The 17420-nt window shown below is 51.0% G+C and carries 12 protein-coding genes; 1 reads left to right on the forward strand and 11 read right to left on the reverse strand.

All coding sequences use genetic code 11. The features are described from left to right. Nucleotides 1–156: 156 nt before the first annotated feature. From ACR0B3_RS11350 to ACR0B3_RS11375, 6 genes are all read right to left on the reverse strand, one after another. Complete coding sequence (locus ACR0B3_RS11350; RefSeq protein WP_480809161.1) at nt 157–1125, reverse strand: glycosyltransferase family 2 protein; 969 nt, start codon at nt 1123–1125, stop codon at nt 157–159. 5 nt (nt 1126–1130) lie between these two features. After that, on the reverse strand, nt 1131–2555 hold the full coding sequence (locus ACR0B3_RS11355; protein ID WP_480809162.1) for a hypothetical protein: 1425 nt from the start codon (nt 2553–2555) through the stop codon (nt 1131–1133). Between the two features lie 63 nt (nt 2556–2618). Beyond that, nucleotides 2619–3983 carry an oligosaccharide flippase family protein gene (locus ACR0B3_RS11360; RefSeq protein ID WP_480809163.1) on the reverse strand — a complete coding sequence of 455 codons (1365 nt, stop codon included), beginning with the start codon at nt 3981–3983 and terminating at the stop codon, nt 2619–2621. A gap of 191 nt (nt 3984–4174) precedes the next feature. Then, a complete protein-coding gene (gene asnB, locus ACR0B3_RS11365; protein ID WP_480809164.1) occupies nt 4175–6139 on the reverse strand; it encodes an asparagine synthase (glutamine-hydrolyzing) in 1965 nt (654 codons plus the stop codon). Nucleotides 6140–6215: 76 nt separating this feature from the next. Further along, nucleotides 6216–7820 (reverse strand): VPLPA-CTERM-specific exosortase XrtD, encoded by a 1605-nt coding sequence (xrtD, locus tag ACR0B3_RS11370; RefSeq protein WP_480809399.1) that lies wholly within the window; start codon nt 7818–7820, stop codon nt 6216–6218. Nucleotides 7821–7913: 93 nt separating this feature from the next. After that, nucleotides 7914–9242 (reverse strand): glycosyltransferase family 4 protein, encoded by a 1329-nt coding sequence (locus ACR0B3_RS11375; protein ID WP_480809165.1) that lies wholly within the window; start codon nt 9240–9242, stop codon nt 7914–7916. A gap of 301 nt (nt 9243–9543) precedes the next feature. Between ACR0B3_RS11375 and ACR0B3_RS11380 the strand changes: the two genes are divergently transcribed. Then, nucleotides 9544–10467, forward strand: a complete 924-nt coding sequence (locus ACR0B3_RS11380) for a glycosyltransferase family 2 protein (protein ID WP_480809166.1) — start codon at nt 9544–9546, stop codon at nt 10465–10467. Between the two features lie 29 nt (nt 10468–10496). On the opposite strand, the gene ACR0B3_RS11385 is transcribed toward ACR0B3_RS11380, so the two are convergent. The 5 genes from ACR0B3_RS11385 to ACR0B3_RS11405 all read right to left on the reverse strand — a co-directional run bounded on the left by ACR0B3_RS11385 (nt 10497) and on the right by ACR0B3_RS11405 (nt 17293). Then, a complete protein-coding gene (locus tag ACR0B3_RS11385; protein WP_480809167.1) occupies nt 10497–12278 on the reverse strand; it encodes a PKD domain-containing protein in 1782 nt (593 codons plus the stop codon). 249 nt (nt 12279–12527) lie between these two features. Next, entirely contained in the window at nt 12528–13406 is an 879-nt protein-coding gene (locus ACR0B3_RS11390; protein WP_480809168.1) for a class I SAM-dependent methyltransferase, read from the reverse strand. A gap of 24 nt (nt 13407–13430) precedes the next feature. After that, nucleotides 13431–15002: a hypothetical protein gene (locus ACR0B3_RS11395; RefSeq protein ID WP_480809169.1), complete on the reverse strand. Its 1572-nt coding sequence runs from the start codon at nt 15000–15002 to the stop codon at nt 13431–13433. A gap of 111 nt (nt 15003–15113) precedes the next feature. Beyond that, nucleotides 15114–16091 carry a polysaccharide deacetylase family protein gene (locus tag ACR0B3_RS11400; RefSeq protein ID WP_480809170.1) on the reverse strand — a complete coding sequence of 326 codons (978 nt, stop codon included), beginning with the start codon at nt 16089–16091 and terminating at the stop codon, nt 15114–15116. After that, the gene (locus ACR0B3_RS11405; protein WP_480809171.1) at nt 16088–17293 is read right to left on the reverse strand and encodes a glycosyltransferase; all 1206 of its coding nucleotides are present in this window, start codon (nt 17291–17293) and stop codon (nt 16088–16090) included. Before ACR0B3_RS11405 ends, ACR0B3_RS11400 begins: the two co-directional genes overlap by 4 nt. Between the last annotated feature and the right edge of the window lie 127 nt (nt 17294–17420).

Below are 17420 nucleotides of genomic sequence, written 5' to 3' on the forward strand. Positions count from 1 at the left end.
TTGGGTTTTTCAATCAGGCGTTCCCGCAGGATTGCACGTTGGTCCCTGGAAGAGCGCAGGGATTGGGCGCTGGATCCAAATGTGGGCCCCAAATTTTATGCGATGAAATGTGGTCTAGAGACGCAAGACAGCTGATTAACTAGCGCGTAGCCCAGACTATTTGTATTCGATTAACCCAGCTCTTTCGCCCAGGAATCTGTTCCACCAGTACTTCATAGCACCCTGTGCTTCGGGGAATTTTCCTAGAACCAAAAAAAAGGCCCGACGCCAATCCCGATCACGCAGACCGAGTCTGATCACCTGCAACGGCCAAGCCAAAAACAAAAGCAGAGCCATTGGAGATACAATCAGAGTACCGAAAACAGCGACTACCGGTAATGCTGCTCCCCAAAACAAGGCCGAACGTGTTTCGCGGACTCCGTGAAATTCAGGCGCGGCGCCATGTAGTGCCGCCCCTTCTGCATAAGCATGTCCCGCTCTTTGGTTTCGCCTCCACCACTGTGATAGCGAATTAAGGGCCGCATCGTGGAGGGTCATTTCTGCATCCAATCGCCAGATTTTCCAACCCAGCGCGCGCAATCGCACGCATAGCTCCGGTTCTTCTCCAGCGATCAGTTCGGGATTGAATCCCCCGACTTTATCAAGCGCATCTATCCTCATCAGCGCGTCTCCCCCACATGCGCGGGTCTCACCAGTCTCCGTGTCCCACTCTTGATCGATAAGGGCGTTATATACAGATGCCTCCGGGAAACGTTCTCGTCTGCGACCGCAGACAACTGCCGTGTCCATATGGTCATCCAGAAACGCAGCAGCTTGTGCGATCCAATCTGGCCGCAATTCGCAATCGCCATCAATAAATTGCACGTAAGACAAATCGGACGAACACTCCTTGAGGCGCTGTAATCCAGAATTCCTGGCCCTCGCTGCGGTAAATGGGCGATCCAAGTCTAATACGACGACATCCGCCCCCATCATTTCCGCCGTCGTCTGAGAACCATCCGTTGAGCCGCTGTCGACATAGACGAGATAAGAGGCCTGAGGTTTGGCAGAAGTCAGGCAGCGAACAAGGCGATCCCCTTCATTGCGGCCAATAATCACAACGCCTATTTGATCGATGCTCGTCATTGAAACTACACCCGTGCCCGTCGCTTCTTGATAGCTAGGACCTTTGTTTGAGCCGTCGATGGATCATTGCTGACCAATTGTTCATTGGTCTGCGTAACTCGTCCCAACTCGATCCGGCCCCAGATCGCACCCGTCACAAACCAAGTCAGCGGTGTAACAGAGGCGTTGGGTAAAAGATCGACCAGATTTGCAGTCAAGATCAACATCAAGCCTGCTGTTTCTATGCCAAATTGTGCTTTGCGAAGCTTCAGAAAGGCAATGATAGCTGGCATACATAACAATCCGAATTCTGCCAGATATCGAATCCAACCACCTTGGCCAACGATAATGACCCAATAGCCATCGGTTACAACGCTGCCAATGCCCCGTTCATCATACAGCATGTTGCGTCCAAATGCGCCCCAGCCAAACAGTGGTCTTTCAAATGCTTTGGCGAGCAGTATGTCCTCGTTCAACAATCGAAATGATAGTGACCTGGCTCTTTCTGGATCAATACTCTCTGCCCAAGCCAAAAGGGTTTCCACTGGGACCCATCCCGCACTCCGTAAAGCGGGGTAGGTCAGTACAATGACTGATAGAACAGCGCAAACCATCAGTTGCTGCCTAACGCCGGTAAAGAGAGCGACTGGCAACAATACCAATGTAATCGCGAGCGCACCCAGGGATTTCGAAAGAAATAGCGTAAGCAACAGCCATAAGGTCAAGGCGAGATATCTGCGTCGCTTATCAGCTTCAACAACACGCGAAAGGCTTGCCGCAGCCAGGACTGTTGCGGAGAAGAATATTGAAAGTACCAGCCCGTGGCTAAGGAAAACCAGCGGTCTGAAACCGTCGCCACGTATGTGCTGAATAAACGCGTGGGGAAAGAAGCCATAGACCATATTGTTGAGCTGCGGCGACATCCGCACTTCAAACAGTGCCAGGAAGGAGTACACAAATCCTCCGACCACTAAGATGGTCAATAGCATCTTTTGTTGTTCGGGATGAGCCAGGCATCTCCGCCCCAATAAGAATGGTAGCAAACCTACGAGTATCGCAAGAATGGATGAAAGAGCATCATAAGGTCGCAATCCAGGCAGATAGAGGGGCCCAAACTGCAAGGGATCCCCATTGGTCATAACCGTCATAAATGCGCTGGCGATCAAAATAATAATCAAGATGCGCGGCAAGAGGCCTTGGGGAAACCAACCGGGTAACACGAAGTCACCGGGCTTTTTGGATGCAAAAAGCACCAATAGGAAAGCCGATAGTGCAGGGATCGAATGTTTTTCCAGTGTTGGGATAACGGGCAGATTGAAATACACGCGCTCGGGTAAAAATAGGTAACCGAAGATCAGTGTGATCGCGACAGCGCGCGCAAGACCAAACTTGGCAAATAATACCGCTACGACAACTGGGTAGATAAACAGAACGGTATTTGCGACTATCATGCCAGAAGGCTTTCAAAAATACCCCTTACAAGCAATGGCTTATCCAGTGTAGCTTGTGCCATTTCAAAATGCATTTGTCATAAGTGACAAGGCTGCCGGATTGGCCCATAGTGCGAAAACGATTATCGCGGAACCGACGATCAACAACGCTAAATCCAGCCAAGGGTACCATCCTCTGTATGGGCGAATGAAGTATACCAACAAGGGATAAAACAGCAATTCCACCAAAAACGGGGCGAGTATCGCACCGAGGATCGAGTACTTCTGAATCATGATTATGAGGAGGATAATCTTTGCGCCGGCGGCAAGAACAGTAAGAATGGTAAAGTCGCGAGAATTTCCGTTTGCGATCAGGATGTTTTTGTAGCCATCAAAGATCAGTGTCGGAATGAATGACAATGCAAGCAGAACAATCATTGGCCCTGCGGCATAGTAGCGTGGGTCATAGAGAAAAACGATAAGCGGCTCTCCGATGAGCGCCATTGCAGTAGTGACGGCCATAAAAACAGCGATCAACCCGAGGCGTGCCTGGCCTATACGCCGATAGTTGCTGTCACTATCGAGTGGGGGTCGTTGTTTGAACAAAGGTAAGAGAACTCGTGCGTTTACTTGCCCGTTCAACATCAATGGGAGACTTCCAAACAGATAGGCAATTGTAAAAATAGCAAGCTCGCTGAGGCTTACATATTTTCCCAGTACCAGCCGGTCACCTTGTTGTAACAGGTACCCGGCCACAGTGGAAATCAGGATAAACTTGCCGAAATGAAAGATCTCTAACACTGCGGGTTTGTCCCAATGCAACCTGTTGCGTCGACCGGGCAGAAACAGGTGTGTCAACAACGTGTTAAGGAATACCCCAATGAGAGAACCAATCACCAAAGCCCAAACTGATCTAAGCCACCAGGCAAAACAGATCATTATGATCGTACCCGTGATTTGACCCAACAGCTCCAACGTGATTATGCGCCCAAGTATGAGCCGTCTGCTGGCAAGCGAAAAATTTGTCGACCTGAACCCCGAGAAAACGGTGGTGAATGCCAGGACCGGCAATATTTGCAACATCTCTGGCTGTCCATAGAAGCTCGCCACCGGTGCTGCAATCACACAAGCCAGCACCCACAGCAAAACGCCACGTATGATCTGCATTGTCCAAGCGGTGTTTAAGTATGATTTCTTTTCGCCATTCGGACTTTGAATTATCGAGGGGTGGATTCCCATATCCGAGAAATTCTCGAGACCGATAACAACCACCTGCACCAAAGCCATCAACCCAAATGCCTCGGGGAACAGCAATCGGGTAAGGATCAAATTGGACGCAAGCCGGATCACTTGAGCACTGCCGAAGCCGAAAATGCTGAGCGCGGTGCCGCGTATTGCACGCGATTTCATTCCGTCTTCTGCCAGCAGTACCTTTAGTTTTGAAATCATTAATACATACTCGATTACGTCAGCTCCGATCCAACGCTGTGCTTAAAACCTTAAATTGGATATGAACACTAAAATGAGACAAATCTTGGTCGCCAAACGAAAGCTGAGATCCTCTTGCTTCAATGTATGCTACAATCTTTCGATGAGCTTGATCGGGATCGCTTGGGACTGATTGCAGATGCGAGACGTGCTTAATCTCCTCCAGGATGATATTCTTCTAGCCAGCTTTGAAACATCAACACGTTCCAAAGCTGCGGCCCCCAGTTGTGGCTGCCTTTGAGATGCTGGGCCCATAGCCTTCGGATGACGGATTGCTCAAAATAGCCTTCAGTTGCCAATCGATCCGAAGATAACAGGTTTTCAGCCCAGTCGCGCAAACCTCCGCGCAGCCACAAACCTATAGGGACTTCGAACCCCATCTTAGGGCGTTCAATAAGCTCGGGCGGCACATATTTATATAGCACCTGTCGCAACAGCCATTTCGACATGCCGTCGCGATGCTTGAACGATTCAGGTAGGCTCCAGACAAACTCTGCTATCCTATGGTCCAGCAATGGAGCCCTGCTTTCCAGTGATACGGCCATGGTCGCGCGGTCGACTTTGCACAAAATATCGTCGGGCATATAGGCCAACATGTCCAACTGCATCATCCGTTCCAACTCGCTCAATTCTCCGCAAGGTGGCAAATGATTCTTAAGGATGCTCGGCGGGCTGTCAGCGCCGATGACAGCGACATCAGGAAAACGCCAGACTGACACCATTTTGCGATGCAATTCTTCGGTCGATTGGCTGCGTGCATAGTTGGCCAGCCGATGCAGGCGTTGACCATTGGGCTCTTTTCCCTGAGGCGTTGAGCGGATCGGTTCGAGCAACCGATTGAGCACGACTTCAGGAATTGAACGAAGTGCACCGGCGCCCAATGACCTTAATGGGCTGGGTATGCCCCGCAGTGCTTTGATCAACTTTCTGCCGTGGACATAGCGGTCATACCCACAAAACAGTTCGTCCCCGCCATCCCCGGACAGCGCGACTGTCACATGTTGGCGCGCGAGCTCAGCCACTAGAAATGTCGGAATTTGAGAACTGTCAGCAAAGGGTTCATCATAGATTTTTGGCAATCGGGGAACAACATCGCGTAGGTCGGAATCGCCAACGTAAAGTTCGGTGTGGTGCGTTCCCAAATGATCGGCAACATCTTTGGCAAAACCGGCTTCGTTATATCTTGCTTCGTGAAAACCGATTGAGAATGTGTGTACGGGGACGTCTGATAGATGCTGCATCAGCCCCACAATCACTGAACTGTCGATGCCGCCAGACAGAAATGCACCGAGAGGCACATCTGACATCATTTGCTGACCCACTGCATCCAATAGCAGCGTATCTAGATGCTCGATGGCCGCGTCGTCATTGGGGGCGATGCCGCGCGGCGCAGAGGTGATACGCGCTCCATCCCAGTAGATTTTGCGTGATGGTTCCGGTTGATCGAGCGAGACTGTCAGCATTTCTCCAGGGCGCAACTTGTTAAGTCCCTGATATATCACCAAGTCTTCCGGGACATGACCATGGCGCAAGAAGGCGACGATGGCATCTCGTCGTATCGTCGGCTTGAAATGCGGATGGGCATGAAACGACTTCAGTTCCGAGCCGAACACAAACATTGCATCCCGACCTTGCCCATGCCAGCCATAGTAGAGTGGCTTTTCGCCAAGACGATCACGAACAAGAGTCAGTGTGCGTGCAATGCGGTCCCAAAGAGCGATGGCATACATGCCTTGCACCTTTGACAGTGTTTCCTCGACACCGAGCATGTCGAAGCCCGCCAACAATACTTCGGTGTCAGAGCTGCCACGCCAAGAAGGGGCATCACCCATCGCTTCCAGTTCAGAACGTAGTGTGCTGTAATTATAGATCTCGCCGTTGAATATGAGCTGATAGCGTCCCGAATGCGATGCCATGGGCTGTGCGCCTGAAGCGCTCAGATCGACAATAGCCAAGCGCAGATGACCAAGCGCTACACCGGCGTCTTCATCAATCCAATGGCCCTGACTGTCCGGGCCGCGATGCGCAATCGCCGCCATCATTGATGTCAGCCTTTGTTCGACCTCATTTCCTGGTGCATGCCCGGGGTACCAAAGGTAACCTGTAATGCCGCACATTCTTTAAATCCCTTCATTCTGCAAAGCGGATCAGCTGTTCCAACACCGCGCGCTTAAACCAAAAAAATAGTTCAGCCTATTCCGGAATAAAATGCGGAACATGGTCTTGCACCTGGATTAAAGCGTCCATCAATCGTGCCTCGGCCATGGCATCTGTTTCAGAGGGCGCAATCAAGGTGGTTAGTCGCACCAATCCACCATCGGTTCGTCCAGTCCGAACCCCATCTACAATTAGCCACATTTTGGCAGCAAAATCCCACGCGATACGTCGCCCTTTTTGTTCGAACCAGTAGATTACCATCATGCGGACTTCGCCGCGCTGAATAATTGCACGGTTGATATTGATATCCGTGATTTGGCCTAGTTCTGAGGCAATATTGGTGCGCTCCAACCAGGCGATTTCCCACCCTGCGCCGGGCAGACAAATTTCTGGCGAATGTACCCCACCAGAGCTTTGGTTGGCATACCAGGCCATGAAGAGGCCAATCCCAGGCTCATCTTTTTCGCCACGGCTAAGTGTTACGTTATGATAGTCATCAGCGGCTAGAAAAGCCTCTGTATCAGGATCAAGGCGGCGATGCGTTCCCACCTGTTGCCAGTCACCAAGCGTGGGTTGGAACGCAGCGAACCGTTCTCGTTCGGGAATTGAACCTTCACGATCGGGAAGAATCTCAAATACAGCGGTCGCTGCAAACACGATCAAAGTGGACAAGATAAGCGCTTTGGAAGGCTGCACCAGGCCAATTCGCATCGCCTGTGGTATCAGTCCATCGAAATCCAGTTCAAGCGCTTCTCTTAGGTGCGCATTGGGATTTTGGTAACGCATCATTACCCAGGTCACACCAAAGAGGATCACGATACAGGACAGGAAGATTACCCAACCTTCAAAAAAGTGGGTAAAACCTACCAACCACTCGGTCCCGAATTTCTGAGCCAATAACCCTGCAGCGGCAATACGGACCGAGTTCATCAGAACAGCTAGAGGTGCGGCTAACAACAGCAGTACTAGTTTCTGCCATTTAGGCCCTTTGTATAGCAGTGCAAAAATGTAGGAAAAACTCATGATCGGGAACAGGTAGCGCAGCCCAGAGCAAGCCTCTGCCACATGCAGTTTGAATGTTCCGAAATCGATTATGTTGCCTTCCAGAAAAACGGGCACTGCCAAGAAACCCAAAAACCAAACACCCAATTCCGATGAGATGAGCTGAAGCGAGGTTGAAAGCTTGAAATACAGCGTGTCGGGCAACGGTAACATAAACACCAAGTGTAAGACCGGAGGCCAGAAATGCCGCCCGGTGCTCCAACCGAAACTGATCAAAATCAAACCACCGACCCAAACAATCATTGCGTAGGCCACGACATCGGCGATGCCAGCCAGTTTGCCCAAAGCGCCGAGCGCGACAGCCAGAGCTATGACGGCCACTCCAGCCCAGCGATCACTAATATGTCCGGGACGCGGGGGGTAACTTTTGAGTTGGTGCAGAAACAGAAGGCCTGAAAGTACGGGAATTAGGGGACCGTGACTGTATTCAGGTAGCGCCCATGCGGTAAGCAGTGCGGAAAATCCGTCCGCAAAATACAGAATGGCAGCCAAAACAGATAGGACGAGCCAAAATACGCCCCAGCTGTTTAGTCTTCCAGCCTCTAAAACCGGCGAGGCCTGGTTACTGGCTACTGTCATCACTCACAATCCTACAACCGCAGAAGAAACCTTATCAGAACAAGCGGCACAATAATAATAAAGAAACCGCGAAAATCGTCCTTCGCAATCTTGTTAGTTATACTCGTCGAATTGCGTCAAAGACTGGCCTTGCAGCAATGCTTGGTAAATCCTTGCTGTATATTCTGCCTTGGCCTCCCACGTGAAACGCTTCGCCGCGTAAATCTGCGCATTTCGTGCCAATACAGCGTGTTCTTCTGGCTCTGCGAGGCAGCGTTCCATTGCGTCCCGATACCCAACGACCAGGCCATCAAGTTTTTGCAACGGTACGCGCACGCCACGATCCGCGCCGACCAGATCTCCAGGAGCACCATAGTCGGTTACAATGCAAACCATGCCGGATGCCATAGCTTCAATTACTACGCCAGCTCCAAGCTCTTTTATCGAAGGGAAAACAAAAACATCGCAACGGCGCATGAACTTAGCGACATCTTCTTGAGTCTTTCGTCCCTCAAATATCACCTGTTTCTGTGCGTCGTGCTTTTGAACAATGTCGCGCAGACGGCTTTCTTCAGGTCCGTCACCCACGATATGCAGAATGTGACCTTTCAAACGCCCAGAACTAACAAACGCTCGAACTGCTGCCTCTGTCACCTTTACCGGAACAAGCCGACCAGCGAACAAAAACCTTTTTGGCCCGGTTCCCGACAAAGGCGTTGACCGTTCTCGATTGTGAAACAATTCTGGATCAAATGCGACTTCGGGCAAAGATACGATACGATCTGCGGGCGCACGCGATACATCTTTGATCGTATGCTGAAACGAGGCGAGGATCGCGCTGCTCTTGCGGTAGGTTGACTTTGAAAAGGGCATATAGGGGTAAAGCGCACGCAGTTTGCTTGCATTTTCACCCTCGCGTTTTTGTTCGGCTGCAAATTCTGCTGGCCAGTTCAAACTGCCGTTAAGCGGTCCGACCACAAACGGTTGTTTGACTCTTCCTGCAATATAGGAAGGCAGGGCAGGTGACATCGGAGTGATGCGGTGAACTATATCAAACGAACCTGATTCCAGCTCCGATTTGAAGCGTTGCAATGCCATCCGCTCAAAAAAAATGTAAGGAAGATAAGCCATTATCTGATTGGTCGACCAAGCCCGCTCGGTACCGCCACGCAGTAGCGTAGATAGCTCTCCCATAGGTCGTGCTATCCAATCATTGTTGATGAATACGGTTCTGCCAACAATGTCTGCGGCTTTTTCAATGTTTTCTCGGTTGCGCTCGTGAGTAAGGATCGTGGCGTCGGTCACTTCTGCCAGCGCGCGCGCATACTTGTATCCGACAACGGGCAAAGAAGGCCATTCCGGGTTACAATCATCTGCAAGTACTAAAACCCTGGGGCGTTTCATAAAAAGTCCAGACGTCATAACATTCGATACTAAAAACAATGTTCGTTCTTTGATGCCGCGTGCAGTTATCAGAAGCAACCATTTTGCAGTTCTTCGCTGCCAAACTCTGGCAGAAGCCGCGCAAACTCAAACAGCGGTGTAATAGTGAAAATGCGGTAACGCTCAGATCGATATTGCTGATGCTTCATGCGCATCTCTCTGCAGTGAATTCTGCGAATGACGAACGGCTTTTTGGGAAAACCACAGAATGGGGCTTACGTGAATAGTCAAATTACGTATGGTTGGTGCCGGATTGTATTCAATCGGCCAGACCGCAAAGAGTTCTTCTGTAGCTGCTATTATGACCAACCCACGCTCATACGTCCTGATTTCACCTTGCCGGAACGAAGCCGCATTCATGCGTCGTACACTTGACAGTGTAATTACCCAATCTGCGCAGCCAACATTGTGGGTCATAATCGATGATGGATCCACGGATGAAACCCCTCAGATCTTGGCCGAATATGCTAGCCAACATGATTGGATCAAGGTTGTTACAAAGTCAGATCGCGGTCACCGTGCTGTCGGACCTGGGGTAATCGAGGCGTTCTATGTTGGGTTAGAGACCATTGACCTGCAGGATTATACATATCTGTGCAAGCTTGACCTCGATCTCGACTTGCCACCCCGGTATTTTGAAATTTTGATGGATCGACTAGAAGACACTCCACGGATTGGTACATGCTCTGGCAAGGCCTATTTTCAAAATTCCAAAGGCGAGATGGAAAGCGAGGGAATTACCGATGAAATGTCGTTGGGTATGACCAAGTTCTTTCTAATCCGGTGCTTTGAAGACATAGGTGGCTTTGTGCGTGAAGTGATGTGGGACGGTATCGATTGCCACAAAGCGCGTCAGCTAGGTTGGACGCCGCGCAGTTGGGATGATCCAGAATTGCGCTTTAATCATTTGCGCCCCATGGGATCCAGTCAAACCTCGATTTACGTTGGGCGGCGTAGGCATGGTTTTGGACAGTACTATATGGGCACGCACCCAGTCTTCATGATTGCGTCCGCGATAAACAAATCTCGGGTGCCGCCTTACATATTGGGTGGTGTCGCAATGCTCTGGGGTTACTTTGGCGCAATGTTGAGACGTGCTGAGCGGCACGACAATCCCGAACTTGTCAAATTTATTCGTGACTATCAGTGGAAAGCTCTGGCCAAGGGCAAGATGCGTGCCATTTCAGAGATCGAAAACGCGCGCGCCTCATTGTGGCGGGGTTGAATTGAGGGACAGATTTGCCGACCCTTCAATCACTCCATTTCAAGTGCGCCACGCGATGGAATTTGTGGACGCAATGCGCCAAAAAAGTCGTCAATGGCGGTATCCTGCATAGTAGGATCGTCGATAGCATCACCCAAAGCGGCGGAACCCGCTTGTGGCCTGAACATCGCGGTGGTGGCGTGCGGTGTGGCGGTATCGGTTTTTGTTGCTTGCCATTTGCTACGATAGCCTGCTTCGCGGGGGCGCCACAACACAGGTGATTGTTCAAGTGGTCCATCCGATTGCATGCCCACATTCGGCTGATAGATCAGATTGTTACGCGATATGATGTCCGTAAACTGCCCTGAGGCAGTGATTTCTGGAATTGCAAATGGACGCCCCAGAAAGTCTCCAGCGGACATTAGATTGACAAAGGTATTGTTGTAGACTCGGATCGGCGCAGAATAGGTTTCTGGTGGACCACCGGCTTCGTAGGTCATTTCGACAAACGCGAAGGGATCGATGGTTGTTGCGGTGCGCGCGGCCGCTGGAAACACGACGACATTGTTACGCACTGTCAGCGCCGCCATTTGCGAGCGTACTCCGCCCCAACTTTGGTGGTTCGCCAGTAAATAGCACTTTTCCAACAGTGCGTTTATCGGCCCCGGAGATAAACCAGCCGAAACGGTGTATTCTACGATCCCAGCGCCGCCTTCGAATGACGAAGCCTGAATGCTTGAGAAATAGCCGGGTTCGCCAGCTACGTTCTGCCGGATACATGGCTGGATGGATTGGTATGACCCAACCTTTGACCAGCCTATACGATTAAAGAAGTCGCAGTTGCTGATGATCAGGTTATCGCCAGTGTGAAAACGCAAAGGGCCCTGATTGTTGTGCTGGCCGTCTTGTGGTCCGCCAACGCCCGCCTCGGGGTGACAGACAATTCTTGTGCCGGTCAGCGCCAAGCCCACACCCACACCATAGAGTATGCCGTAACTGCGCCAATTGGTGATAATGCTGTCATTGAATACAACGAAGCGGTGCGCGATGTCCGGGTCGTTGTTGGAAGCATAGAACGCAATATCGAACCCATCGAAAGAACATCCGTCAAACAGCTGCAACAGCGGTGGTTTGTCGAAGTGGGTGAAAGCTGTGACATTTCTGCCGGACTCGGCAACTGAGTCCCACGGACCAAAAAAGTCTATGTTCTGCCAGACAAAATCCTTGTCTGCCCCATTGCCTCGGGTTGCTTTATCGTTCCAAGACAGGCCGTCATTCATCACGACGCGCGGCTTTTCAGCATCACCTTCACTGGCGACAACATGAGTTGAGGGCAAGCTGGACCCGCGATCCAGACCGTACCAGCGCCCAGCATAAGTAAAGGTCTCACCACGGTTCAGAACTATACGCTTCGGGCCTCTGTTATTGCCAGCGATGTTGTCTAAGGCTTCGTCCAAGCTGCGGGCGCGTTTGGAACCCGCAGGCGCCTTCGAAAAATCGGAGCTTGGGCTAACAAAGATCGTGTTTAAGCCTGGGAATGCGGTGTCTGGATCACCGATCGTGACTTCTAGGGTCGCTGTTGTACTAAGCCCGCTGGCAGCTTCAATGACCAGACAGGAAACGGTGTAGACACCTGGCGTTCGAAATGTGTGCGATACCTTCGGGCCATATCCGGTGCCGGAATCCTTGTGCGGATCCACTAGATTTTCAGGAGCACGGAACGGATAACTATCTCCGAAATCCCAGAAATAATACAGCATATGGTATTGGGGATTGTAAACTTGGCCTTCCTGTGGCCCAGGCGTATCAAACCCCGAAACGGTCACTTCCATCGAAATGGCATCCGGAGCAAGCCCTAACATTGATCGGCTAAAAACTTGAATTTGTGCAGTTACACTATCTGAACCGGTCACCATAACACCCGCTGCCTTGGCATGATTTCCACATTGCCTCGCGATATGGGATGCATCAAGCAAAAGTGGCTATGTGAAGCCATGATCAACCGTCGATCGCACCTTATCTGCCAGTTCTAACAATCTTGTTTCGAGTTGCCGGGACCGAGATATTCGTGACGACACTAATCAGTCGATCCGCTTCATATAGTAGCATGTTTCGTTTCCGATCTTGTCTGGCTGGGCCAACGGCTCGAAACCAGCGGCTCTCAGCCATCGCATCATGGATGCGCGTGTTGGATAGACCGGGCGCGACGTTGAAAACCCGCTACGGCTTCCAATGGTGCGACGGCCTAGTGCCATGTAACTCAATGTATTCAATATTGTTATGGTATAGTCTTTCAGATCGCCCTTACCGGTGAACACATCGCGGCTTGTGCTGTTCAGATACCCGGTAAGTGCGGCTCCGATCAGGATCAGTTCACCGCCCGGGCGCAGCACACGGGCAATCTCGCGAAGTGCAACCTTAATATCAAAATACTGATGTGCGGTGACCAGCAGAACCATATCAAGTGCATGGCCTTCAAAAGGGAGGGCCTCTGCGCCGCCTAGACGCGTTTCGATGGGGCTGATCCCATCACGTTGCCGAAGTATGTCCCCTAGCTGGGCATAGACTTCGACAGGTTCGACACCACACAGTTTTCCTGAGGAATTCACGAGAGACATCAAATTGGCACCCATGCCAGAGCCGACTTCGCACACGAATTTTCCTTCGAATACGCTTCGCGAAAGATGTGGCAACGCGTTCTCGAACGGTAACTCCCTGTCTCGATCACGCCAAAAAGAGTATTCGCGGCATGAATCGCTGACTAGGAAACCCAATGTCGTCTGCGCGCCGGTTACAGGATCGATCCAACCAAGCTCTGCAGCTTGGCGTTTGATTTCGATTGTGTCGGTCGAAGTGTCAACAGATATGCTCTTGTCTGCCATGAAGGCAATCAGGTTATCGGACCCTTCAGCCAGAAGCGCGGTTTTGGCGGCGCTCAATTGTTCTTCGTCTAGCCTCATTGGTTTGACCCTTATTAAATCGCCTTAACGACGTTTCAAGACAGCAAGGTTGTCTTCAGGTTGGTGAACAATAAGGGCAAAGCCTTCAGAAAATGCAGTGTTCTGGTCGGTGGGCTCGGTGACCCAGGTTGAAATTCCATGCCAGTCTGCCAGATATTCAATTTTGCTTTGGAGTACGTAGTCGAGAAAGTGACCCTTAGTAAGAATGGCTTGCAACGCGTCAGGATTAACTTTGCCATCCAGATTGATCGTTCGATCATGCCAGTATCCTAAAGTACCAGTTTGCACAGCGCCAACCCAAGTCTCGGGTGAAACATTTTCAGTAATCCAATCAACAACTTGAAAATGTCCCTGATCTTTAACGCCAGGTACAAGCAGTCGACCCAGCAAAGCAAAACACAGTAGCAGGCATAGCAAGCATAAACTACGCATTATTCGAAGCGTTTGATCTTGGATCAAAGAACTGATCAAGCTGTAGGTTACAGAAAAAGTTGCGACCATCAGGAATGGTGCCAACGGAGAAAGATATCGGCTCAAGAACCAACCCGCCCCGAAATAAAAGCCGTAATAGGCACTCATCAAGATCGAATAGACTAAGTAGGTGAGAACGATGTAACGAGCCACACCACCACGGCGCCAAGTTTGAATGATGAACATCGCGACGATGGCGATGACAAGTGTAGTCGCCGTAAGCTTGAACAGAAGTTGGGTTTGCAATGAGTTTGGAACCGGCAGCATTGGAAATGCATACTCGAAGAGCATGGCCGGCAGCAGGTTTACGTTTTTTGCGAAACCGCCACTCAACGCCTGAGCTGTGCCGCTGACAGGCACGATAGACCCAAAATTGACATAGTTATTTATCAGCCAAGGCGCGGCAATGAGTACGATGACCATACCTGAGAGGAAGATCGTTGCAAAAACTTTGACGAAGCGCTGCCGTGTGACGTGCAATTCGTAAAGGAACCAGATGGCGAACATGGGAAACAGTAGGAATATGGCATCGTTACGCGCCAGAAACGTAATGCCTCCGACCAAACCCAGCAGCAAAGACCAAAGCAGGCCTGCGTCATTCCCCAATTTCAGAACTTTATAGAAAATGACGAGGGTCAGCGTCAGCATGACTGTATATAGCCCGGTCTCCAAGCCGTTCATCGTGTGCTGCAGGAGTGTTGGGCTGGCGAACCAAAGGGCGGCTAGCATCCATGGCCAGATCCAGTTGTCATCTTGCCGTGCCAATACAAGGCGAAAGAATGCTCTAGTCGTAAAGATCCCGGCGATGGCAATGGCTGCCGAGATAAGCTGCACCCCGGCGACACCCAGAACTTTGTTGCCGTCGGTCAAGAGGAAGGGAACGGCAAACAGGAATGTGGCCAGCGGCTGGACACCATTTGATGCAATTGTGCCGTCTGAAACAGACATACCAAGACCAATCGCCATGTTGCGGGCAATCGTTAACATTAGATAGCCGTCTTCGGTCATAAACGCTTGCCGCAGCACTATCGGTCCCAGAGTGACTGGGTAGATCCGATATAAAACTGCCAACGCGATGCTGACCAAAATTAACCGAAAGACGGTTTTTTCTGAGAACACAACCATATCCAAATCTTACCGTTGCAAAGTCAGTCTTCAGTACCCCAAACTATTGGGTAATGTGGTGTAAAATAGTGTTCTACACCTCGACCAATCAAAATAATCCCTAACCGCGACCTAGATGCCTACAAGGCGCAATTTCAGCCGCTCTAACAAATCGTATCGACCAACACCAATTCGTGGCAAGGCCTGTCTGGGAGTATCGGAGTAAACGAGGCGATCTTCCAAAATAGTGGCTGATGCAAACCCCATCGTGTCGAGTAAACTCATCAGGGCGTTGGTGTAGTTCCCGTTGGGATAAGCAAAGTGGCTAGTTTCCTTTCCTGTCCATTTTCTGAGTAAGTCCCTAGATTTAGCGACACTGACCTGCGCATCTGAGATAGAGAGTTGATCTAACAGTTCATGACCGTGGCTATGCGCTCCGATGGTGACGCGAGGATCAGAGGCCAAGGCTTGAAGTTGAGCAACAGACATAGGTTGCAACGGTACGAAGTCATTTTGTCCGTCACCAACCTGCGTTGAAACCTGATCAGCCAAGGCGTCTCGGATTTCTGTTGGCGCTTGCTTGATGGCCTCAAGCACAGCACCGATCTGATGCCATCTTGGTTTTCCGGTCCCTGGCCCAATCACCCATGATCCGATTCCTTCCAGCGCTATATCCAGCTGTTCAGCACCTTGAAGGTCATTCATGACACGATCAAACCAATAGGGTTTCCCGCCTAAGATATGTTCGGTCGCGACATAGACGGTGACCGGCAAATCCTGAGATTGAACAATCGGCAACAAATGCTTGATTAACCCAATCTCGCCATCATCAAACGTTAAGACCACGCGCGGGCGTGTACCTGATTGAGCAGGTGATAGTGCATCATCTATCGATACAATGTCATAGCTTTGACGCAGCATATTAATCTGTGCGCAGAAATCGCTTATTCGCAACGCTACCCACGCATCCAGCTTGTCCGAGTCGGGCCTAAGCGTGTGATAACACAAGATTGTAACTGGATTCTGCCGCAACGCTTGATGCTTTAGAATTGTATAGACGGGTGGTGCTGTGAGGCATTGAAGCCCAACTGTCTTTATTGCTGATTTCACAAAGCACCCTCCGCAAAAAGGGTTCTCAATCGCGTCGCTTCGTTCATCGCGTCGTGGCGTTGACGGACACGATCAAAGCCGTCGCACCCCATGGCCATTGCCGCATCGGCGGGCAGTTCCGCACAGGCCTTCATCGCAGTCGCAAGATCATCGACTTGTCCGGCGGGTACCAACCAACCGGTCTTTCCATCTTGTACCAGTTCAGGAATACCTGCGATGTAGGTAGAGACGACTGGACGGCGTTCCGCCATAGCTTCCATAATTACCACAGGCAATCCTTCGATGAAGCTGGGATGGACCAATGCTCGGGCCGCTCGAAGCTCTGCCTGCACCTGTTTGGATGTGACCCAACCGGTTATCCGAACTTTGCCTTCAAGGCCAAGTTTCGAGATAGTCATTTCGATCTCAGATCGCATAGGGCCGTCGCCAGCAAGTACGAGGCTTGCGTCTGGATGCGTTTCCAGCAGTTTAGCAAAGGCCTCAAGCAACACGAGATGACCTTTTTCTGGGCTGAAGCGTCCAACGCTCAGAAACAGAGGACGATCAGGGATCGGCATCGGGGTGCTCTCGAAGGCCGTCGGGGCTAGCCCGCAATGGACAACGTGCACTTTTGGCCAAAGCGCGTGTGGAATATGAAGTTTAATCTGGCTGCTAATGTAGGCACAGGACGCCATGATGGCGTGCGCATCCTTGCACTTTAGTGGCAGTGCATGATGCTTTGGGTCTTCAAATACTTCAGACCCATGGATCGTAAAGCTATATTCGGGTCCACCCATGGCATGTATGATGGCCGCGATCTCGGCAGAATTTGTACCAAAGTGGGCGTGCAGATGGGTGACGTCGCTGCCTTTGAGCCAGCGCAAAACCTTGCATGCATGTGCCAAGTACACGACATGGTAGGGCCACGCACGTTCGCTTTTTCTGGCCATGCCTAGTGCAAGCCGCAATCCGCGCAGGCATCGAACCGGATGCCTCGCAGCGAAACCAGCCGCGCCAATCATTAATCGCGCAAGCCCATCTTTGAGGGTGAAACGCGTATTTTCAAGTTCCGCGTGGTCGAGCGGATCAACCAGATCGCTATCCCACCCTCTCAGAGCATAGCGGTGGATGGTCACGCCCTGGTCCTCAAGTGCATTAATCTCGCGGCGGATGAACGTATGGCTGATTGCTGGGTAGTGGTTGATTAAATATGCGACTTGCATCCTAGGCGTGCCTCGACAACCAATACCGTTCCGCGTCCGGTAAACTCAAAAAACAAAACAATATGCTATTACTACTCAGTGGAAGTATTAACAGAGGCGCACTCTGTCGCCAACAGCCGGGATGATC

It is taken from the genome of Ruegeria sp. CE9, from assembly GCF_056537425.1.